Below are 17,560 nucleotides of genomic sequence, written 5' to 3' on the forward strand. Positions count from 1 at the left end.
CCAATCAGCCGGTCAAGCGATCACTCACCGCCTACGATCACTGACCGCAACGACACCCCTTGGACTCATTCATCTAGCCCCCGACCCCCGGCCCCCGCTCCGCTCGCCCCCGACCCCCGTCCACCGTCACCCCCGCCCCAGTACCACCGTCCCCGACGAGCAGAACCAGCCGCCCGTGCCCGAAGCCACCGCCACTTCCGGCAGCCGGCCGCTGCCGCGACCGCCGCCGCCCGGCTTGCGGACCTGGCCCTCGCCCGCCTCGCCGCGCAGTTGCCGTACCGCCTCCACCAGCAGGAACAGTCCCCGCATGCCGGGGTGGCAGGCCGACAGGCCGCCGCCGTCCGTGTTCACCGGGAGCTCGCCGTCCCGCAGCAGACGGCCCTTCTCCACGAAGGCCCCGCCCTCGCCCTTCTCGCAGAAGCCCAGATCCTCCAGCGTCACCAGCGTCATATAGGTGAACGCGTCGTAGATCTCCGCCACATCCACATCCGAAGGCCGCACCCCCGCCCGCTCGAACGCCAGCCGTCCCGACACCGCCGCCGGCGAGACCGTGAAGTCCTCCCACTCCGACATGGTCGTGTGGGAGACGGACGTGCCCGCGCCCAGGATCCACACCGGAGCCTTCGCCGTGTCCGCGACGTACTCCTCCGCCGCCAGCAGCACCGCGCAGCCCCCGTCCGACCGGATGCAGCAGTGCAGCTTCGTGAACGGATCCGCGATCATCGGGCCGGAGAGGACGTCGTCGACCGTCACCGGCTCCCGGAACATCGCGTCCGGGTTCGTCGCCGCGTTCGCCCGCGCCTGCACCGCCACCGACGCGAGCTGCTCCAGCGTCGTGCCGTACTCGTGCATGTGGCGGCGTGCCGCCATCGCGTACTTCGCGATCAGCGTGTGCCCGTACGGGACCTCGAACTGCAGCGGTCCCCGGGCCCCGAAGGACAGGTTCGACGTGCGACGCCGCGCTTTGATGTCGGCGCGGGCCGTCGACCCGTACACCAGCAGTACGGCGTTGGCGTGCCCCGCCGCGATCGCGTCCGCCGCATGGGCCGCCATCACCTCCCAGGTCGAGCCGCCCACGGCGGTGGAGTCCATCCAGGTGGGGCGCAACCCCAGATACTCAGCGACCTCGACCGGGGCCAGCGTCCCCAGGCCCGCCGAGGCGAGGCCGTCGACCACCGAGCGGTCCAGGCCCGAATCGGCGAGCGCGCGGCGGGCGGCCTGCGCGTGCAGGGCGTATGGAGTGGCCTCGTCGACCCGGCCGCAGTCCGAGAGCGATATACCGACAACAGCGACCCTGCGATTGGCTGAAGACATGAATCTGACGGTATATCAGATAAATGCCGCTGCCATCCCCGTCCCGCGGATCTACCTCGGCGTCCCACAAGGAGCTCGTCGCGGCTCTGTGCATCTCGACGGACCCGTCCTAACATGACGCCTCGTCAGATAGGGGAGGAGCCCGCCGATGGACGCCGCCTTCACCGCGGAGCAGGACGAGATCCGCCGCACCCTGCGAGAACTGCTGGGTAAACGCTGCGGCCCCGACGAGGTCAAGGCCGCGGTCCGGACCGCCGCCGGCTACGACCGGGAGCTCTGGCAGCAGCTTGCGCAACAGTTGGGGCTGCCCGGGCTGGCGCTCCCCGAGGCGTACGGAGGCGTCGGCTGTGGGTCCGCCGAGCTGGCGCTCGCCTGCGAGGAGACCGGCCGGGCCCTGCTGCCGTCCCCCCTGCTCGCCACCGCCGTACTCGCCGCGCCGCTGATCAGCGCGCTCGGTACGGAGGCCCAGCGTGCTGACCTGCTGCCGCGCATCGCCTCGGGCGACCTCACCGCGGCCCTCGCCGTGCCGGGCGGCAGCCTCTCGGCGGCGCTCGCGCTCACGGAGGACAACACCGGCGGTGAGTGGGCGGGCGGCGGCCGGGCCGGCGGCGTACAGGCGCGCCGCACCGAGAACGGCTGGCGGCTGTACGGGGAGGCCGGGCAGGTCCTCGACGGGCACAGTGCCGGGGTCCTGGTGGTCGCCGCCCACGCGGGCGGCTTCGCCCGTAGCCGGACGCTGCTCTTCCTAGTCCGCGCCGAGGCCGCGGGCCTCGCCCGTACCCGGCAGACCTCCCTGGACGAGACCAGGAGCCAGGCGAGGATCGAGCTCCGCGACGCGGAAGCCGAGCTGCTGGGCGCAGAGGAACGGGAGGGCGGGCGCGAGGACGAGCGCGAGGGCGGGCGCGAGGGCGGTGGCGCGGCGCAGGACGCCGACGTGCCGGGCGCCCTTGCCGCCGTGGGCCGCACCGTCGCCGCCGTACTGGCCGCCGAGGCGGTCGGCGCGGCGTCGGCCGCGCTGGAGCGGACGATCGAGTACGTCCAGGCCCGCGAGCAGTTCGGGCGGCCCATCGGGTCCTTCCAGGCGGTCCAGCACCGGCTCGCCGACCTGTACGTACAGCTGCAGGCCGCGCGCTCGGCCGCGTACTACGCGGCCTGGGACCCGGCGGAGGCCGGCGGCCTCGCCCTGGCCCAGGCACTTCAGGCGCTGCGCGCCACCGCAGCCGAGGCCATCCAGCTGCACGGCGGCATCGGCTTCACGTGGGAGCACGAAGCGCATCTGTACTTCAAGCGGGCGGCGGCGGACGAGCTGCTGTTCGGCCCGGTCCACCGGCTGCGGGCGCACGCGGCCCACCAGGCTGGCCTGTTCGCGGGGGCGGTGGTGGTCTGATGCCCCGCGGAATGCGCCTGATCCAGAAGGTCTCCTCGACCCGTACGTTCGCGAAGGTCGCCCCGCACTTCATCCCGGCCATGGACCGCGCGGTCCACCGGCTCACCCGGGGCAAGGTGATCCTGAGCGCCCAGATGCTGCCCGGCGTGATCCTGACCGCTCGGGGCGCGAAGAGCGGGCAGCCGCGGACCACCCCGCTGGCCTGCATGCCGGAGGAGGAGTCGGGCAGCTGGATTCTGATCGGGTCCAACTTCGGCCGCCCGGGGCATCCGGCCTGGACGGCGAACCTGCTCAAGAACCCGGATGCCGAGGTCAGTTGGAAGGGCCGGCGCATCCCGGTCCGGGCGAGTCTGCTGACCGGCGAGGAGCGGGCGGCCGCCTGGGAGGCGGTGCTGAGGTTCTGGCCGCCGTACGCGACGTATCAGGCGAGGGTGGAACGCGAGATCCGGCTCTTCCGCCTGCACCGCCGCTGACCGGGGCAGTCAGGCAGTGCAGGCTCACCGGGAACGCGCAGACAGGAAGGTCGGCAGGGAAGGAGGGAAGCAGGCAAGAGGCAGACAGGAGAAAGTAGTAGACAGGAATGCGGGCGCGTGAGGCAGCCCGGTATCACCAAGTCAGGTTCGATCCGGCGGTTACTTCGTCGGCTTCTTGCCGGTGATGCCGAGGTGTACCAACAGCGCCAGGTTCGGCTTGAGTTCGGCCTGCTTGACGCCCCACGTCTGGAAGCCCTTCTGGTGCGAGGCGACCGCCGCGAGCATCGCGACCAGGGAGCCGGCCATGGCGGCCGGGCTGACGTCCTTGTCGACCCTGCCCTTGGCCTGGAGGTCCTTGACCGCGTCCGTAAGGGAGTTGTTGACGGAGTTCAGGATCTTCATGCGGATCTTGTAGAACCGCTTGTCGCCCTCCGCCGCTCCCAGGTCGACGACGCGCAGAATCGCGTCGTTCCTGCGCCAGAAGTCGAGGAATCCCTCGACCAGTTCCTCCGAGGTCTGCCAGCCGGCCTTGCCGACCCAGGAGCGGCCCGCGACGAGTTCCGTCAACTGGGCTCCTTCCGTGGCCATTCGCTCGGCGATTTCCAGGACGGCGCCCTCGACGTCGGGGAAGTACTGGTAGAAGGTCGCGGGAGAGGTTCCCGCTTTCCGGGCGACGTCGATGACCTTGACGTCCCGGTACGGCGAGGAGCTGAGCATCTCGCTGAGGCAGTCGAGCAGCTTCTGCCGCGTCGCCTGGCCGCGTCGTCCGGCCACGCGGCCGTCGACGGTGCGTACTTGTCCTGTCATGCCGTCAGCTTACCGAGGGGTGATCGGAGCGCGATTCGGCCGACTGCAAATGGGGTTACCCCTCTCGGCGGACGGCCGCCCGCTCGCCTCCGCTCCGCCCCGCCCTGGCCCTTCCCCCGAATAGTCTTATCAACAGCCTGTGGACAACTTCAGTGGACAACTCAGTAACCGCAAGCCGATCTGCCCCTTTATTGGCCATATGTTCGATTATTTCCCTTCCCTCGGCACGTAAGTGACCGTTAGCTTGAGTGTGACGGGCACCACAGAGTTCCCGCGCACGGGAAAGGAATCCAGCCCCATGGCTGACTTCGCAGAGGGCACACCCTGCTGGGTGGACGCTTCGCTTCCGGATCTTGCGGCGGGCAAGCGCTTCTACGGGGAGCTGTTCGGCTGGACCTTCGACGAGGGCGCGGGCGACGAGCACGGCTTCTACACGCAGGCGTACAGCGACGGAAAGAACGTCGCCGCGCTCGCCCCGAAGCCGGACGGCCGGATGCCCACCGTCTGGGAGGTGTACTTCGCCACCCCGGACGCGTTCGCGCTCAGCGCCAGGATCAGGAGCGCGGGCGGCCGGCTGGTCATGGATCCGATGGAGGTCGGTCCGTTCGGCACGATGGCGCTGGCCGCCGACCCCGAGGGCGCGGTTTTCGGGCTCTGGCAGCCGGGCACCCACCGCGGCTTCGAGAAGTTTCGGGAGCCGAACGCGTACTGCTGGACCGAGGTGTACACGCGGGACAAGGACCGGGTCGACCCCTTCTACGAGACGGTGTTCGGCTTCGTCGGCCAGGACATCGAGGACGCGGGCGTCGAATTCCGGACCTGGTCGCCGCGGGGCTCGAAGCCCGGGCCGGAGACCGCGATCGGCGGCCGCAGCGTCATCACTGATGCGTTCCCGGTCGAGATGCCGGCCCATTTCCTCGTCTACTTCAATGTCGACGACTGCGACGAGTCGGTGGCCACGGTGCAGCGGCTCGGCGGCCGCGTCACCGCCGGTCCCTTCGATACGCCGTACGGGCGGATTACCGTGGTCGCCGACAACCAGGGCGCGGTCTTCGCCCTGCTGGCCGAGCCCGAGCCCGAGCCCGAGGCCGAGCCCGAGCCAGAGCCCGAGGCCGAGGCCAGGTCCGAGACGAGGTCCGAGGCCAGGCCCGAGGCCAAGCCCCAGGCCAAGCCCGACCGCGACCCCGAGGCCGGGTCCCAGGGCTGAGCACGAGGCGGGTCCGGGCTGAGCCCCAAGCCCGAGCCCAAGCCCGACACCGTTCAAGTGTCCGGATCGCGGTGAGACACCCCGATCCGCCCCCGGGTTCGCCTCGGCCGCCTCCGACAGGAAGAATCAGGGTGCGCACCGCCGGGTGGTGCCCAGTGGTGAGACGCTGCACAGGGCGGTATTTCACGGGCTCCATTCCGATGGGGCCCGTACGGGGAGGTGGCAGGCAAGTGGTGGAGCAGCTGACGCAGCACGACCCGAGACGGATCGGCCCGTTCGAGGTGCTGGGACGACTCGGCGCCGGCGGCATGGGGCTGGTCTATCTCGCGCGCTCGGCGTCCGGCCGGCGGGTGGCGATCAAGACGGTACGTACCGAGCTTGCCGAGGACCAGCTGTTCCGGGTCCGCTTCACGCGCGAGGTCGAGGCAGCACGGGCCGTCAGCGGCTTCTACACCGCCGCCGTCGTGGACGCGGACCCGCGGGCGGCCGTGCCGTGGCTGGCCACCGCGTATGTGCCCGCTCCCTCCCTCGAAGAAATAGTGAATGAGTGCGGGCCGATGCCGGCCCAGGCGGTCCGCTGGCTCGCGGCCGGGATCGCCGAGGCTCTGCAGTCGATCCACGGTGCCGGTCTCGTCCACCGCGACCTCAAGCCGTCCAACGTCCTGGTGGTGGAGGACGGCCCGCGTGTCATCGACTTCGGTATCGCGAGCGGCGTCTCCAACACCCGGCTGACCATGACCAACGTCGCCGTGGGCACGCCCGCGTACATGTCGCCCGAGCAGGCCAAGGACTCGCGCAGCGTCAAGGGCGCGAGCGACGTCTTCTCGCTCGGCTCGACGCTGGTGTTCGCCGCGACCGGGCATCCGCCCTTCCACGGGGCCAACCCGGTCGAGACCGTCTTCATGCTGCTGCGCGAGGGGCCCGACCTGGGGGGCCTGCCCGACGAGCTGCGCCCGCTGATCGAGTCCTGTATGCAGATGGAGGCCGTCCGGCGGCCGAGCCCTGCCGATCTGCAGGCCCAGCTCGCCCCTCACCTCTTCGGCTCCGGCAGTGACGACAGCGGTACGGCCTCGGCCTGGCTGCCCGCGCGCGCGACCGCGATGATCGAGCAGCGCCGTGGCGGCCGCGCGCCCACGCAGCCGGCCGCGCCGCCCAAGCGCAGACCACCCACGCCGCCGCGCGGCAACGACTGGGACAGCGCCTGGCGTGGCAGCGACCCGCGCACCGGCCAGGCACCCCCGCCTCCGCCGCCCCAGCCTCCCCGCCAGCCGCAGCCGCAGCCGCATCAGCACCAGTCCGACGGGCCGGTACGGCTGGCCGGCGCCAAGGTGTCCATCGGCCCCGGCCCACGCGTCGCCGACGCGCGGGCGGTCGGGGCGGGCGCCGGCCCGGTGGCCGCGACCGGCTGGATCCGTCCGCCCGCCGGAGTGGCCGCCCCCGCGCACCAGAATCCGCAGTCCGATCCGCACCCCAATCCCCACCCCCACCCGAATCCGGCCGTCAACGGCGCCGAGCCCGGCCCCGCTGCCGTACCCACGCCCAGCCCGGCCCCGGACAACGGCCGCTGGCGGCCCTGGCGTTTCCGTATGTCGAACGACGTGTGGGGCACCCCCACGGTCGCCGGGAACCTGCTCTACGTGACCTCCTTCGAGGTGCACGCCCTGGACGTGGCCAGCGGCCGCCGCCAGTTCAAGACCCGTGACGTGGCCTGGGCGATGGCCGTCACGGACGGCCTGATCCACGCCTCCGACGGCCCCTCGCTGTACGCCCTCGACGCCGCGGACGGCGCCGAGCGCTGGCGCCTGCAGACCGACGCCTGGGTGTACTCCCTCAAGGCCGACCGCGGCACGGTGATCACCGCGACGCGCGGCGGCGGCGTACAGGGCTGGGAGGCCGCCAACGGCCAGAAGCTGTGGGAGATCACCGGCGCCCAGACGGACTTCGAGACCCCCGAGGCCGGTCCGGTCATCGACGACTCGACGGTGTACGTGTGGAAGGACGCCCGGCTCCGGGCGCTGGACGCCCGGACCGGTGTCGAGCGCTGGTCCTACCCCGTCGGCGACGCCGCATCCTGCGGCAACGTCCCGGTGCGGGTCACGCCCGCGCCCGACGGATACGCGTACATCGCCGCCGGTACCCGGGTCCTCGCGGTCGACATCGCCAGCGGGCACGTGCGCTGGCACTTCGAGGCCCCGGCGGTCTTCCTCAGCCCGCCCGCGTTCGCCCCCGGCCCGGCCGTCACGGGCGGCGGCGTCTACCTCGCCGACTACCTGGGCACGGTGTACGCCCTGGACGCGGCCACCGGCAAGGACCGCTGGCGCATCGCGACCGAGGCCCGCCAGTCCGTCGAACCCGTTCTCGTCGCCGACGGCAACGTCCACGTCGGCTCCGGCAGCGCGCTCTACACGCTGGACGCGGTGACGGGTACGCCGAAGTGGCGTTTCGCGGCGGGTGGCGAGGTCGTGGGCGCTCCGGTGGCCGCCGATGGCCGGGTGCACTTCGGCTCCGCCGACCACTGCCTCTACACCCTGGACGCGGCAGGCGGCCAGCTGCGCTGGAAGCTCGCGACGGGCGGTGAGATCACCGGCTCGCCGGTGGCGCAGGGCGGAGTGGTGTACGCATGCAGCAAGGACCGCTGCGTCTACGCACTGGACGCGGTGAAGGGCACGGGAACCCGCGCGGCCGCGCCGCCGCGCGGGTAGCCGTTGCCGTTCGCCCGTTTCGGTTCGCAGCTCACGTCCGTGGCGGTGGTTCGTCCCACCCACGTGTCGTCGCATCGGGCCCGCCGGGGCCGGTCCGCCCCTCGGGCCCGGTCCGCCCGCCGGGGCCGGTGTGCCCCTCGGGCCCGGTCTGCCCGGTCTGCCCGGAGCGCGGCTGTCGCGGCTGCCACGGCCGTTCGGGCGACGGCCTGTCCGCCGGCGGATAGGCCCGCGGGCCCTCGCCCGGGGGCCGGTCGGTCGGCTCCTGCGGGGCGTGCGGCCCGTCCACGCGCCCGTGCCGGCGTCTCGGCCTGCTCCCACGGCCGGACAGCACAACGGCGGCGATGAGCAGCAGCACGCCGCCGCCGATCGCGTTCGCGACGCCGTCGCCCAGGCCCACGCCGCCGCCGTCGCCGTCGACGCTGAGGCTGCCCGCGGCCTGGCCCTGCCGGATCATCCACAGCACGGTGAAGCCCAGCACCACGACTCCGGCCACGGCCATCAGCACGCGGGAGCGCAGCACGACGGCGATCAGGGTGAGGAGGGCGGCGAAGGCGAACGGCAGCAGAATCGAGGCCGCCACGGGCGCCTTGCTGTCGGTGATGCCGGTGCCGCTGACCAGCTCCGCGATGCGGTAGTCGCGTCCGTGACGGCCGTCGTACCAGGCACGGAAGGGGCTCCAGACGGCGGCCGTCGCTCCGACGAGACCGATGACGGAGCCGAGAACGTTGCGGATCATGCTCGGCCTCCTGCGTCGGCTCTCGGTCCCGACGCTACGCCGCGAGAGGGACCGCCGCCAGGCATCGGTGCGAGGGAAGGGCGCAGGGACGGGCGCAGGGACGGGTCCAGGGATGGATGCAGGCAAGGGCGCGAGGACCGTGCGAGGACCGCTCTCCGGCGCTGCTAGGGTGACGTGCGCTCGTCAATAGCGGGCCATTTTCCAGCGATTTCAACGGGGGTTGAAGCGTGAAGCTTCGTCATGTCCGCGCCGTCGCCGTCTTCGGCATCGCCATCGTCGCGCTCACCGGAGCCCGCGGCTCCGGCGGTGGCGGCTGTGACAGCTCGAGCAGCGGCAGCAGCGGCGGTTCGAGCAGCGGCAGTAGCAGTAGCAGCAGTGGCGGCTCCACGAGCGGCGGCGACGACGGCTCGTCGAGCAGCACGTCCGGCGGCCTGACCACCGGCTCGACGACCGGCGGCAGCAACAACAGCGCCGTCCGCGACATCAAGATCGAGTCCTGCGAGTACGACCCGTCCCGCGGCATCGTGGCGCGGATCAGCGCCACCAACAGCAGCGCGTCGGAGAAGTACACCTACAAGTTCAACGTGAAGTTCACCGACCCGAACGGCACCCTGCTGCGCACCAGCAACTCGACGATCCCGTACGTCATGCCGAACACCACCGACACCCTCGACGTCGCCGCCTCGTACGTGCCCACGGGCAGTGACACGGGCAGCGGCGGCAAGTGCGAGGTCACCGGCGTGACCCGCACGACGGCCTAGCGGACGCCTAGCGGACCCGGAACGACGCGCGGCGGGCGGTGAACAGCTCCGCCTGCCGCTCCGCCGGCAGATTGCCGAGCGCGATCAGGTGCGGGGCCTGGGCAGTCGCCTGTACGCGGGCCGCCTCCTTCGCCGCCCAGACCGCGCGCACCGTGCCCTGCACGGCGGCGGTCGGGTACGAGGCGATGGTCTCGGCGCTGCGCACCGCGGCCGCCAGTGCCTCGCCGGGATCCGTCAGCTCAGACACCAGCCCGATCTCGTACGCCCGCTGCGCGGAGAGCCGTTCGGCCGTCCCCATCAGCGACATCCGGGCCACCTCGCCGAACGGCATCCGCTGCGCCATGGCGATCGCCTCGTACGCGCTGACCATGCCGTACGTCGTGTGCGGGTCGAAGAAGGTCGCGTCCCGGGAGGCGACGACGAACTCCGCCTCGCCGAGCAGATAGAACGCCCCGCCGCACGCCATCCCGTTGACCGCCGCGATCACCGGCTTCCACAGGTCGTTGGCCTTCGGGCCGATCGCGAGCAGCGGATCGTCGATCGAGTACGGGGAGGAGGGCTGCGGCACCTCCACCGAGCGGTCGATGCCGGTGCAGAAGGCCCTCGCTCCGGCGCCGGTGACGACGACGGCCCGTACGGAATCGTCGAAGCGGAACCCCCGCCAGGCGGCGGAGAGGTCGCGGGCCGCCGTCAGGTCGATGGCGTTGTGCTTCTCCGGCCGGTCGAGCGTGACGACCGCGACGCCGGTCGCCTTGTCGGGCTCGACCCGGATGCCTCGGACCTCGCTCACGGCCGCTCCAGCAGCCAGCGCGGGACAGTAATACCGGGCGTGAGCTGCGAGAACGCCACCCGCACGGGCGCGCCGATGCGCAGCCGCGCCGGATCGACGGAGTTCAGCGGCGCGTCCGGCTCGCTCACCAGGTTGCCGACGAGCCGGATGCGCGGCGCGTCGGCGAGCTCGACGACGATCGCGTTGTACGGGGCTTGCGCGGCGTAGCCGGGCAGCAGTGGCGGATGCGGCAGTACGTACGACCAGATGCGGCCGCGCCCGCTCATCCTGCGCCACTCGCTGTCGAACGACTGGCAGTGCGGGCAGCACGGCCGGGGCGGGAAGCGCAGTTCGCCGCAGTCCGCGTTCGCGCAGGCCTGGATGCGCAGCTCGCCCTGGGCTGCGTACGCCCAGAAGGGCGCGCCGTCCTCGTCGACGACGGGCGTCAGCAGGCTGTTGTCGGTGGTGGTCGCGTCAGTGGTGGTCATCGGTCGGCTCAACTCCTCAGCAGAATCGCGGAGGTGGGGACTCCCTCGCCCGCGGTGACCAGGCAGGTGGCGGCGTCGGGGACCTGGGCGGTGCTGGTGCCGCGCAGTTGTCGGACGCCTTCGGTGATGAGGTTGAAGCCGTGGACGTACGCCTCGGACAGGCCCCCGCCGCCGGTGTTGATGGGCAGCCGCCCGCCGATCTCGAGGGCGCCTCCCTCGGTGTACGCGCCGCCTTCGCCCCTGCCGCAGAAGCCGTAGCCCTCCAGGGAGAGCGGGATGAGCGGCGTGAACGCGTCGTAGATCTGCGCCACGTCGACGTCCTGCGGCCCGAAGTCGGCCTGCTTCCAGAGGTGGCGGGCGGCGGTCCAGGCGGGGCCGGTGAGGGGGTCGTCGTTCCAGTAGTTGACCATCCCGTGGTGCTGGGCGGGCAGCCCCTGGGCGGCGGAGTGGACGTACACCGGCTTCCGCCGGCAGTCGCGGGCGCGCTCGGCGGAGACGATGACGCAGGCCAGCGCGCCGTCGGTCTCCAGGCAGTTGTCGAAGAGGCACAGCGGCTCGCTGATCCAGCGGGCGGTCATGTACATCTCGCGGGTCAGCGGCCGCTCGTACATGATCGCCGCCGGGTTCTGGTTGGCCCGGTTCCGGCAGGCCAGGGCCACATTGAAGAGGTGGTCGCGGGTCGCCCCGTACTCGTGCATGTAGCGGCGGGCCAGCAGGCCGATCTCGTCGGCCGGGCGCAGCAGGCCGAAGGGGCGGGTCCACTGGGCGGGGGTGGGGAGCTGGACGGCGGTGTTCTTCCAGGGGCGGGGGCCCGATCCGCGCTTACGGGACCGCCAGGCGACGCCGACGCTCGCCTGGCCGGTGGCGATGGCGGAGGCGAGGTGCGCGACGGTGGCGCAGGAGCCTCCGCCGCCGTAGCCGACCTTGGAGAAGTACGTCACGTCGCCCGCGCCGATGGCCTTGGCGACCTCGACCTCGTCGGTCTCCTCCATGGTGTACGAGGCGAACGCGTCGATCTCGGAGGGCGCGATCCCGGCGTCGTCGAGCGCGGCCAGGATGGCGCGGCAGGCCAACGCCTTCTCGGATTCGGGGAGTTGCCTGGCGAAGGCGGTCTGGCCTATCCCGGCTATCGCTGTAGCGTCCTTGAGGGTTGCCGCCATCGCCACCTCCGTGGGTCGTGTTCCGGTCTGAGCCACTGCTGACAGCCGGGAAGGCTACAGCTAATCTGACGGTTAGTCAGCTACTGGTGTGGGAGGGGCTTACGATGGCCGGAGAGCAGGACAGCGGTGAGGACCTCATGCGCGGGGATTTGCGGTGGGGCAGCATTCCGCGGCTGGTGCGCTCGGCCGCCGAGCGGTACGCGGAGCGCGAGGCCGTCGTGGATGGCCGTACGAGGATCACGTACACGGAGCTGGGCGAGCGGGTCGAACGCGCGGCCGCCGCCTGCATCGCATCCGGCGTCGAGCCCGGCGACCGGGTCGCGGTCTGGGCCCCCAACACCCTGGACTGGATCGTCTCGGCGCTCGGGGCGGTGTCCACGGGGGCCGTGCTGGTGCCGCTGAACACCCGGTTCAAGGGCACGGAGGCGGCGTACGTACTCGCCCGCAGCCGCGCCAGGCTGCTCTTCGTCACCGGTACGTTCCTGGGCACGTCGTACGTCGCATCGCTGCGCCGCGCGACGGCGGAGGGGAGCGGGGACGGCCCGCTGCCCGGCCTGCCGCACCTCGAACAGGTCGTGGTCCTGGCGGACGACGCTCCCGAGAACTTCCGCACCTGGAAGGACTTCCTGGCGGGCGGGGACGGGGTGCCGGCCGCCGTGGTGCGCGAGCGCGCGGACGCGGTCCCGGCCGGGTCCGCGTCCGACATCGTCTTCACGTCGGGAACGACCGGCCGGCCCAAGGGTGCGGTGATCACGCACGCGCAGACCCTGCGCTGCTACGACGTCTGGAGCGAACTGGCGGGGCTGCGCGAGGGCGACCGCTATCTGGTCGTGAACCCCTTCTTCCACACCTTCGGCTACAAGGCCGGCATCATCGCCTGCCTGATGCGGGGCGCGACGATGGTGCCGCAGCCGGTCTTCAACGTGGACACCGTGCTGGCCAACATCGCGGCCGAACGCATCTCCGTACTGCCCGGACCGCCGACCCTCCACCAGTCGCTGCTGGACCACCCGGCGCGCGACAGGCACGACCTCTCGGCGCTCCGGCTGGTCGTGACCGGCGCGGCGGTGGTTCCGCTGCAGCTTGTCGAGCGGCTGCGCAGCGAGCTGAACATCGCCACTGTCCTGACGGCTTACGGGTTGTCGGAGGCGAGCGGCATCGTGACGATGTGCCGCCGCGGCGACCGGGCCGAGGTCATCTCGGCCACCTCGGGCCGCGCCATCCCGGACACGGAGGTCCGGGTCGTCGCGCCCACGGGCGCCCCGCAGCCGCCGGGGGAGGCGGGGGAGATCCTGGTGCGCGGGCACCATGTCATGCAGGGCTACTTCGAGGACCCGCAGGAGACGAAGAAGGCGATCACGCCTGATGGCTGGCTGCGCACGGGTGATGTCGGGGTGCTGGACGGGGCCGGGAACCTCCGTATCACCGACCGGATCAAGGACATGTTCATCGTCGGCGGCTTCAACGCGTACCCGGCGGAGATAGAGCAACTGCTCGGCCTGCACCCGGACATCGCGGACGTGGCGGTGGTCGGTGTCTCGGACGCGCGGCTGGGCGAGGTGGGCAAGGCGTACGCGGTCCGCCGGACCGGCTCGACGCTGACCTCGGACGACCTGATCGCCTGGTCGCGGCGGGAGATGGCGAACTACAAGGTGCCGAGGGCGGTGGAGTTCGTGCCGGAGCTGCCGCGGAACGCGAGCGGGAAGGTGCTGAAGACGGAGCTCAGGGCGCGCCAGGGCTCGTGACGGGGAGGCCGAGGGCTTCCGCGGACTCGACGAGCCGCCTGTCGTACGCGACAAACGCCGATACGGCCGATCCCAGGCTCAGCGCGGCAGCGCAGTGCAGTGCGTCGAGGGATCGAAGGCGGGCGGTGCTGGGGAGACGGCCGGCGTGATCGAACGTGGGTGTCTTGAGCTGGATGAGCGCGCAATCCTCCAGCCAGTCGTCGGCTTCACGGATTTTGAGGTGGGGCCCGCTCCCCGGGGCCGCCCGACGTTCATCCGCAGTAGCGGGACACGGCTCGCTGTCAAGGGTGCAGCGAAGCGGAATCGCGCAGCGACGCGACCGCAGGGAGCGCCCTTTACAGGGAGACGTGGCCCGCCAAACTCACAAACCGGGCGGCCCCGGGTTTTGGTCCAACCTTCGCTCCTGGTCAGGGCACGCGCCGAGCTCCGCCCACACCGCCTTGCCGACTGTGAGTTCCTGGACGCCCCAGTCCGCCGCCAGCGCGCGGACGAGCAGCAGCCCGCGCCCGAACTGGTCGTCCCCGGCCGGCGTGCGCGGTGCCGGTCTGCGTTCGCCCTTCGGGTCGGTGACGACGATCCGCAGCACGCTCCCGGTCAGTAAGAGCTCGACCCGGAACAGCCGGTCCCGCAAGCAGCCGTGCAGCAGGGCGTTGGTCGTCAACTCGCTGGTGAGCAGGGCGGCGTCGTCGACCAGGGACGGGTGGCCCCATTCCGTAACTAGTCGCGCGACCCGGAGTCTGGAGAGGGGTACGGACTCCAGGCGCGGTGGGTAGTGAGTGATGTCGTATCGGTCGGCTTCCCGCGGTGGCTTGACCATGGACGCGCACCTCCTTGTGCGGTCGGGTGCCGGGCGGCGGTGGCGATGCCGCGTCCGCGCAGGGCGGAGCGGTGCACTTCCGCCAACTGGCGCCGCTGTGCGAGCGGTTGCTAACTCACGGTAGAGACTGGAATACTTCCTGTGCAAGTTGTTCGGGGGAAGATGTTCCCGGAATGGCCGCACGGTGAGTGCGAACGAGGAGGTGGGACCGCATGGCTCCAAGGCGGGCGTCGGCGCTGGCCCGAACGTCAACTGTGCTGGGACGCAAGCTCGGTGGCGAGCTGCTGCGCCTGCGGGATGCGGCGGGGAGGACGCAGGCCGAGGCGGCGGAGACGCTGAGCGCGACGGCGACGAAGGTCGTAAAGATGGAGCGTGGTTGGGTGCCGGTGCGCGATCCGGACATCAAAGCGCTCTGCGAGCTGTACGGAGTGGACGATCGCGCACTGATCGGCGGCCTGCTGGACCTGGCGAGGGCCGACCGTGGCCGACGCAAAGCGCACGGCTGGTGGAACCAGTATCCGGAGCTGCGGGCGCAGGTCGAGTATGTGGCGCTGGAGGATGTCGCCACCCGTGTCCGAACGCTTCAAGTGGCCCTGATTCCGGGCCTGCTCCAGACGCCGGACTATGCGCGGGCCCTGCACGTGGCGGCAGGACTGTGGGACGACCCTGATGAGATCGAACGGTATGTCGAAGCCCGTATCGCGCGCCAGGAGCGGATCGCCGGCGACCGGCCGATCCAGCTGTGGGCGGTTGTCGGCGAAGGAGTACTCCGGCATGAGGTTGGAGGCCGTGAGGCCATGCGAGCCCAACTCGACCACATGCTGAAGCTGACCAAACTTCCGAACGTGAAGGTCCAGGTGCTGCCTTACCGCGCCGGTGCTCACGCCAGCATGGCGGGGGCGTTCACTGTCATGTCGTTCGCCGAGTCCGGGGCGATGGACGTGGTCCATCTGGATACGCCCTCGTCTACCCTGTGGCTGGAGAGCGAGCAGGACACCGCGCACCACGCGGCGATCTTCGATCGCGTTGCCCGGCAAGCGCTCGCGCAGACCGACTCCCGGTCGCTCATCAGACGCGTCGTTGAGGAGATGTAGCCGGTGCCCGGGTCCGAGTTCCAGTTCGTGAAGTCCAGCTACAGCTCGGCCGGCGGCGAGTGCGTCGAAGTCGCCGCCAACATCCCCGGCACCGTCGCCGTACGGGACTCCAAGGACCCGGAGGGTCCGATACTCCGCTTCACTCCGGGAGCGTGGGGCGCCTTCCGGGCGATCGCGGCGAGCGGCGCCCTCGATCTCCCGTAGCCCACTGCTGGTACCAGATGGTACCTTCGACGCATGGCGAAGACGCAGATCAATGTGCGGATGGACGACGAGACCGCCGAGATGGCCCGGCAGGCTGCGGCCACCCGGCGGATACCGGTCAACGAGTACGTCGAGCAGCTGATCCGCAACGACAACGAGCATCTGCGGGAGCGCTTTATGGAGGGTGCTCGCCTCGTCCTCGAGGAGTACGGCGATCTGATCGACGAGCTGACCGGGGAGAACGCCTCGTGATTCTTTCCGTGGATCTCGCCTGGATCCTCGATATCGCACGTGAGGCCGGCCAGGACGATCCGGCCGTCGACTACGGCGTGGCCATCGCCGCGGTGGAGCGCCACAAGGCTGTGCTGGTCGGCCAGAGCGTCTACCGCGGCACCTATGCGAGAGCCGCGTCGTTGGCGCACACGCTCGGCCGCATGCGGTGGCTGGAGCGGTCGAACATGAACGTTGCCGTCGCGGCTGCCCACGGGTACCTGCTCGCAGCCGGAGTGGAGGTCAAGGTTGACCGGCCAAGGATCGCCGCTCTGGTGACTGAGCTGATGAAGAGCGACTGCACCGCCCACAGCGTCGCCGCCGTCCTCAAGACCTGGGCGGTCTGAGCTTCCCCCGAGGCCAGGGCGCGTCAGCGCGCCGCCTCGGGGGTCAGTACCACGAACTCCGCGCCCGCGGGGTCGGTGCAGACCGCCATGCGGCCGACGCCTTCCGCGGTCTCCGGGCCCATCGAGACTCCACCGCCGTTCTCCCGTACGAGCGCGACCGTGGCATCGCAGTCCGCCGAGCCGAACACCGGGTGCCAGTACGGCCCGGTCCCGGACGCGGGGTCGGCCGGGACCTCCATGAGGCCGCCGTGCATCCGCTCCTCACCGGTGCCCGCGGGGGTCAGCAGCGTGTAGGTACCGCCGCCTCCGGGCAGCGGCATGTCCTGGGTGGTCCAGCCGAAAATGCTGCCGTAGAAGCGCTGGGCGGCGGCCGAGTCGGTGGTGTAGAGCTCGACCCAGCTCAGGCTGCCGGGACTGTCGGCCAGCTCGATGCCCGCGTACTGGTTGGGTTCCCAGACGGCGAACTGCGCGCCCTGCGGGTCGGTGAGCTGAGCGAACCGTCCCTCGTCGGCGGGGACCTCGACCGGGGCGCTACGGACTGCGCCGCCTGCCTGCTGCACGGCCTTGACGGTGGCCTCCGCGTCGGCGGTGTTGAAGTAGATCATCCAGGCGGAGCGGGAGCCTGCCTCGGTGAGTGGTCCCACCGCACCAACCACCTTGCCGTCGAGGCGGAAGGCGATATAGCCGCCGGTGTCCTGGCCGCCGCCCGGTTCGGTCCGCCAGCCGAAGACGGCGCTGTAGAAGGCCGCCGCGGCGTCGACATCAGGGGCCCCCAGGTCGACCCAGCATGGGGAGCCGGGGACGAAGTCGGTCGTGATCATTGCGGTGCTCTCTTCCGTCGCGTGGGACTGTCAGCCTGGCACCCCGGCTGGGTCCTCGCGCAGCGACTCGCGGCCGCTGACCCGGATGTACGACCGGGTGATCCGGACATGCAGCGGCCGCGGTGGCTCCCCCTCCGGGCCACCGCGGCCGCTCCCCGTCGTACTGGCCTTATGCGGGTTCGGATCCCGCGTGGTTGTCCGCCGGCTTGAGGACGTCCTCGCCGACGCTGCCCGCGTGGTTGTCCAGCGGCTTGATGGGCTTGTCCGTGCCAGGCGTCCCGGCGTGGTTGTCCTGCGTGGTGATGTCGCCGGTGGCGGGCTTCTTTGCGTCGCTCATCGTTGTCAACTCCCGTTGTCGTGCTGGCTTTGCGGATCGGTAGGCCCGTCCGGCAACTCCCCCGAGGGTCGCCGGACGGGCGTATCAGGGCCGTTCACACTAGCGGTGGCCTTCCCCGCTG

19 protein-coding genes are annotated in these 17,560 nt (G+C 71.2%); 10 read left to right on the top strand and 9 right to left on the bottom strand.

What is annotated here, in order from left to right; translation table 11 throughout:
• Nucleotides 1–126: 126 nt before the first annotated feature.
• Nucleotides 127–1,314, bottom strand: a complete 1,188-nt coding sequence (locus NLX86_RS32240; protein WP_254375369.1) for an acetyl-CoA acetyltransferase — start codon at nt 1,312–1,314, stop codon at nt 127–129.
• A 148-nt stretch (nt 1,315–1,462) separates the two neighbouring features.
• On the opposite strand from NLX86_RS32240, the gene NLX86_RS32245 reads away from it, so the two are divergent.
• Nucleotides 1,463–2,701 (top strand): acyl-CoA dehydrogenase family protein, encoded by a 1,239-nt coding sequence (locus tag NLX86_RS32245; RefSeq protein WP_254375370.1) that lies wholly within the window; start codon nt 1,463–1,465, stop codon nt 2,699–2,701.
• Entirely contained in the window at nt 2,701–3,174 is a 474-nt protein-coding gene (locus NLX86_RS32250; protein WP_254375371.1) for a nitroreductase family deazaflavin-dependent oxidoreductase, read from the top strand. The genes NLX86_RS32245 and NLX86_RS32250 overlap by 1 nt, the downstream gene beginning before the upstream one ends.
• 159 nt (nt 3,175–3,333) lie before the next feature.
• On the opposite strand, the gene NLX86_RS32255 is transcribed toward NLX86_RS32250, so the two are convergent.
• Nucleotides 3,334–3,981, bottom strand: a complete 648-nt coding sequence (locus NLX86_RS32255) for a TetR family transcriptional regulator (RefSeq protein ID WP_254375372.1) — start codon at nt 3,979–3,981, stop codon at nt 3,334–3,336.
• Nucleotides 3,982–4,279: 298 nt separating this feature from the next.
• Between NLX86_RS32255 and NLX86_RS32260 the strand changes: the two genes are divergently transcribed.
• Both NLX86_RS32260 and NLX86_RS32265 read left to right on the top strand, forming a co-directional pair.
• Nucleotides 4,280–5,188 (top strand): VOC family protein, encoded by a 909-nt coding sequence (locus NLX86_RS32260; protein ID WP_254375373.1) that lies wholly within the window; start codon nt 4,280–4,282, stop codon nt 5,186–5,188.
• Between the two features lie 230 nt (nt 5,189–5,418).
• Complete coding sequence (locus NLX86_RS32265) at nt 5,419–7,890, top strand: PQQ-binding-like beta-propeller repeat protein (protein WP_254375374.1); 2,472 nt, start codon at nt 5,419–5,421, stop codon at nt 7,888–7,890.
• Between the two features lie 31 nt (nt 7,891–7,921).
• On the opposite strand, the gene NLX86_RS32270 is transcribed toward NLX86_RS32265, so the two are convergent.
• On the bottom strand, nt 7,922–8,626 hold the full coding sequence (locus NLX86_RS32270; RefSeq protein ID WP_254375375.1) for a Trp biosynthesis-associated membrane protein: 705 nt from the start codon (nt 8,624–8,626) through the stop codon (nt 7,922–7,924).
• 227 nt (nt 8,627–8,853) lie between these two features.
• On the opposite strand from NLX86_RS32270, the gene NLX86_RS32275 reads away from it, so the two are divergent.
• Nucleotides 8,854–9,387: a hypothetical protein gene (locus NLX86_RS32275; protein ID WP_254375376.1), complete on the top strand. Its 534-nt coding sequence runs from the start codon at nt 8,854–8,856 to the stop codon at nt 9,385–9,387.
• A gap of 7 nt (nt 9,388–9,394) precedes the next feature.
• Here the strand turns inward: NLX86_RS32275 and NLX86_RS32280 are convergent, their stop codons facing one another.
• Genes NLX86_RS32280 through NLX86_RS32290 form a run of 3 tightly spaced genes read right to left on the bottom strand, consistent with a single transcriptional unit; the run spans nt 9,395 to nt 11,804 of the window.
• Complete coding sequence (locus NLX86_RS32280) at nt 9,395–10,177, bottom strand: enoyl-CoA hydratase/isomerase family protein (protein WP_254375377.1); 783 nt, start codon at nt 10,175–10,177, stop codon at nt 9,395–9,397.
• Entirely contained in the window at nt 10,174–10,644 is a 471-nt protein-coding gene (locus tag NLX86_RS32285; RefSeq protein ID WP_254375378.1) for a Zn-ribbon domain-containing OB-fold protein, read from the bottom strand. Before NLX86_RS32285 ends, NLX86_RS32280 begins: the two co-directional genes overlap by 4 nt.
• Nucleotides 10,645–10,652: 8 nt before the next feature.
• Nucleotides 10,653–11,804 (bottom strand): lipid-transfer protein, encoded by a 1,152-nt coding sequence (locus NLX86_RS32290; protein WP_254375379.1) that lies wholly within the window; start codon nt 11,802–11,804, stop codon nt 10,653–10,655.
• Nucleotides 11,805–11,941: 137 nt separating this feature from the next.
• On the opposite strand from NLX86_RS32290, the gene NLX86_RS32295 reads away from it, so the two are divergent.
• Nucleotides 11,942–13,549 (top strand): FadD3 family acyl-CoA ligase, encoded by a 1,608-nt coding sequence (locus NLX86_RS32295; protein WP_254375400.1) that lies wholly within the window; start codon nt 11,942–11,944, stop codon nt 13,547–13,549.
• 361 nt (nt 13,550–13,910) lie between these two features.
• On the opposite strand, the gene NLX86_RS32300 is transcribed toward NLX86_RS32295, so the two are convergent.
• Complete coding sequence (locus NLX86_RS32300; RefSeq protein WP_254375380.1) at nt 13,911–14,366, bottom strand: ATP-binding protein; 456 nt, start codon at nt 14,364–14,366, stop codon at nt 13,911–13,913.
• 212 nt (nt 14,367–14,578) lie between these two features.
• Between NLX86_RS32300 and NLX86_RS32305 the strand changes: the two genes are divergently transcribed.
• The 4 genes from NLX86_RS32305 to NLX86_RS32320 are packed head-to-tail and all read left to right on the top strand — an operon-like array spanning nt 14,579 to nt 16,281.
• Nucleotides 14,579–15,460: a helix-turn-helix transcriptional regulator gene (locus NLX86_RS32305; protein ID WP_254375381.1), complete on the top strand. Its 882-nt coding sequence runs from the start codon at nt 14,579–14,581 to the stop codon at nt 15,458–15,460.
• Nucleotides 15,461–15,463: 3 nt separating this feature from the next.
• A complete protein-coding gene (locus NLX86_RS32310; RefSeq protein ID WP_254375382.1) occupies nt 15,464–15,664 on the top strand; it encodes a DUF397 domain-containing protein in 201 nt (66 codons plus the stop codon).
• Nucleotides 15,665–15,697: 33 nt separating this feature from the next.
• Nucleotides 15,698–15,916: a hypothetical protein gene (locus tag NLX86_RS32315; protein WP_254375383.1), complete on the top strand. Its 219-nt coding sequence runs from the start codon at nt 15,698–15,700 to the stop codon at nt 15,914–15,916.
• Nucleotides 15,913–16,281: a fic family toxin-antitoxin system, toxin component gene (locus NLX86_RS32320; RefSeq protein WP_254375384.1), complete on the top strand. Its 369-nt coding sequence runs from the start codon at nt 15,913–15,915 to the stop codon at nt 16,279–16,281. The genes NLX86_RS32315 and NLX86_RS32320 overlap by 4 nt, the downstream gene beginning before the upstream one ends.
• Nucleotides 16,282–16,304: 23 nt before the next feature.
• Here NLX86_RS32320 and NLX86_RS32325 read toward each other — a convergent pair whose 3' ends face one another.
• The gene (locus NLX86_RS32325; RefSeq protein WP_254375385.1) at nt 16,305–17,102 is read right to left on the bottom strand and encodes a VOC family protein; all 798 of its coding nucleotides are present in this window, start codon (nt 17,100–17,102) and stop codon (nt 16,305–16,307) included.
• Between the two features lie 169 nt (nt 17,103–17,271).
• Entirely contained in the window at nt 17,272–17,439 is a 168-nt protein-coding gene (locus tag NLX86_RS32330) for a hypothetical protein (protein ID WP_254375386.1), read from the bottom strand.
• Nucleotides 17,440–17,560: the final 121 nt, after the last annotated feature.

The sequence above is a fragment of the Streptomyces sp. A3M-1-3 genome (genome assembly GCF_024213665.1).
Taxonomy (GTDB): Bacteria; Actinomycetota; Actinomycetes; order Streptomycetales; family Streptomycetaceae; genus Streptomyces.

Bases quoted from the DNA above. Each gene is read 5' to 3' on its own strand.
- NLX86_RS32240 (WP_254375369.1), bottom strand. From the start codon at position 1,314: ATGTCTTCAGCCAATCGCAGGGTCGCTGTTGTCGGTATATCGCTCTCG.
- NLX86_RS32245 (WP_254375370.1), top strand. From the start codon at position 1,463: ATGGACGCCGCCTTCACCGCGGAGCAGGACGAGATCCGCCGCACCCTG.
- NLX86_RS32250 (WP_254375371.1), top strand. From the start codon at position 2,701: ATGCCCCGCGGAATGCGCCTGATCCAGAAGGTCTCCTCGACCCGTACG.
- NLX86_RS32255 (WP_254375372.1), bottom strand. From the start codon at position 3,981: ATGACAGGACAAGTACGCACCGTCGACGGCCGCGTGGCCGGACGACGC.
- NLX86_RS32260 (WP_254375373.1), top strand. From the start codon at position 4,280: ATGGCTGACTTCGCAGAGGGCACACCCTGCTGGGTGGACGCTTCGCTT.
- NLX86_RS32270 (WP_254375375.1), bottom strand. From the start codon at position 8,626: ATGATCCGCAACGTTCTCGGCTCCGTCATCGGTCTCGTCGGAGCGACG.
- NLX86_RS32285 (WP_254375378.1), bottom strand. From the start codon at position 10,644: ATGACCACCACTGACGCGACCACCACCGACAACAGCCTGCTGACGCCC.
- NLX86_RS32290 (WP_254375379.1), bottom strand. From the start codon at position 11,804: ATGGCGGCAACCCTCAAGGACGCTACAGCGATAGCCGGGATAGGCCAG.
- NLX86_RS32295 (WP_254375400.1), top strand. From the start codon at position 11,942: ATGCGCGGGGATTTGCGGTGGGGCAGCATTCCGCGGCTGGTGCGCTCG.
- NLX86_RS32300 (WP_254375380.1), bottom strand. From the start codon at position 14,366: ATGGTCAAGCCACCGCGGGAAGCCGACCGATACGACATCACTCACTAC.
- NLX86_RS32305 (WP_254375381.1), top strand. From the start codon at position 14,579: ATGGCTCCAAGGCGGGCGTCGGCGCTGGCCCGAACGTCAACTGTGCTG.
- NLX86_RS32315 (WP_254375383.1), top strand. From the start codon at position 15,698: ATGGCGAAGACGCAGATCAATGTGCGGATGGACGACGAGACCGCCGAG.
- NLX86_RS32325 (WP_254375385.1), bottom strand. From the start codon at position 17,102: ATGATCACGACCGACTTCGTCCCCGGCTCCCCATGCTGGGTCGACCTG.
- NLX86_RS32330 (WP_254375386.1), bottom strand. From the start codon at position 17,439: ATGAGCGACGCAAAGAAGCCCGCCACCGGCGACATCACCACGCAGGAC.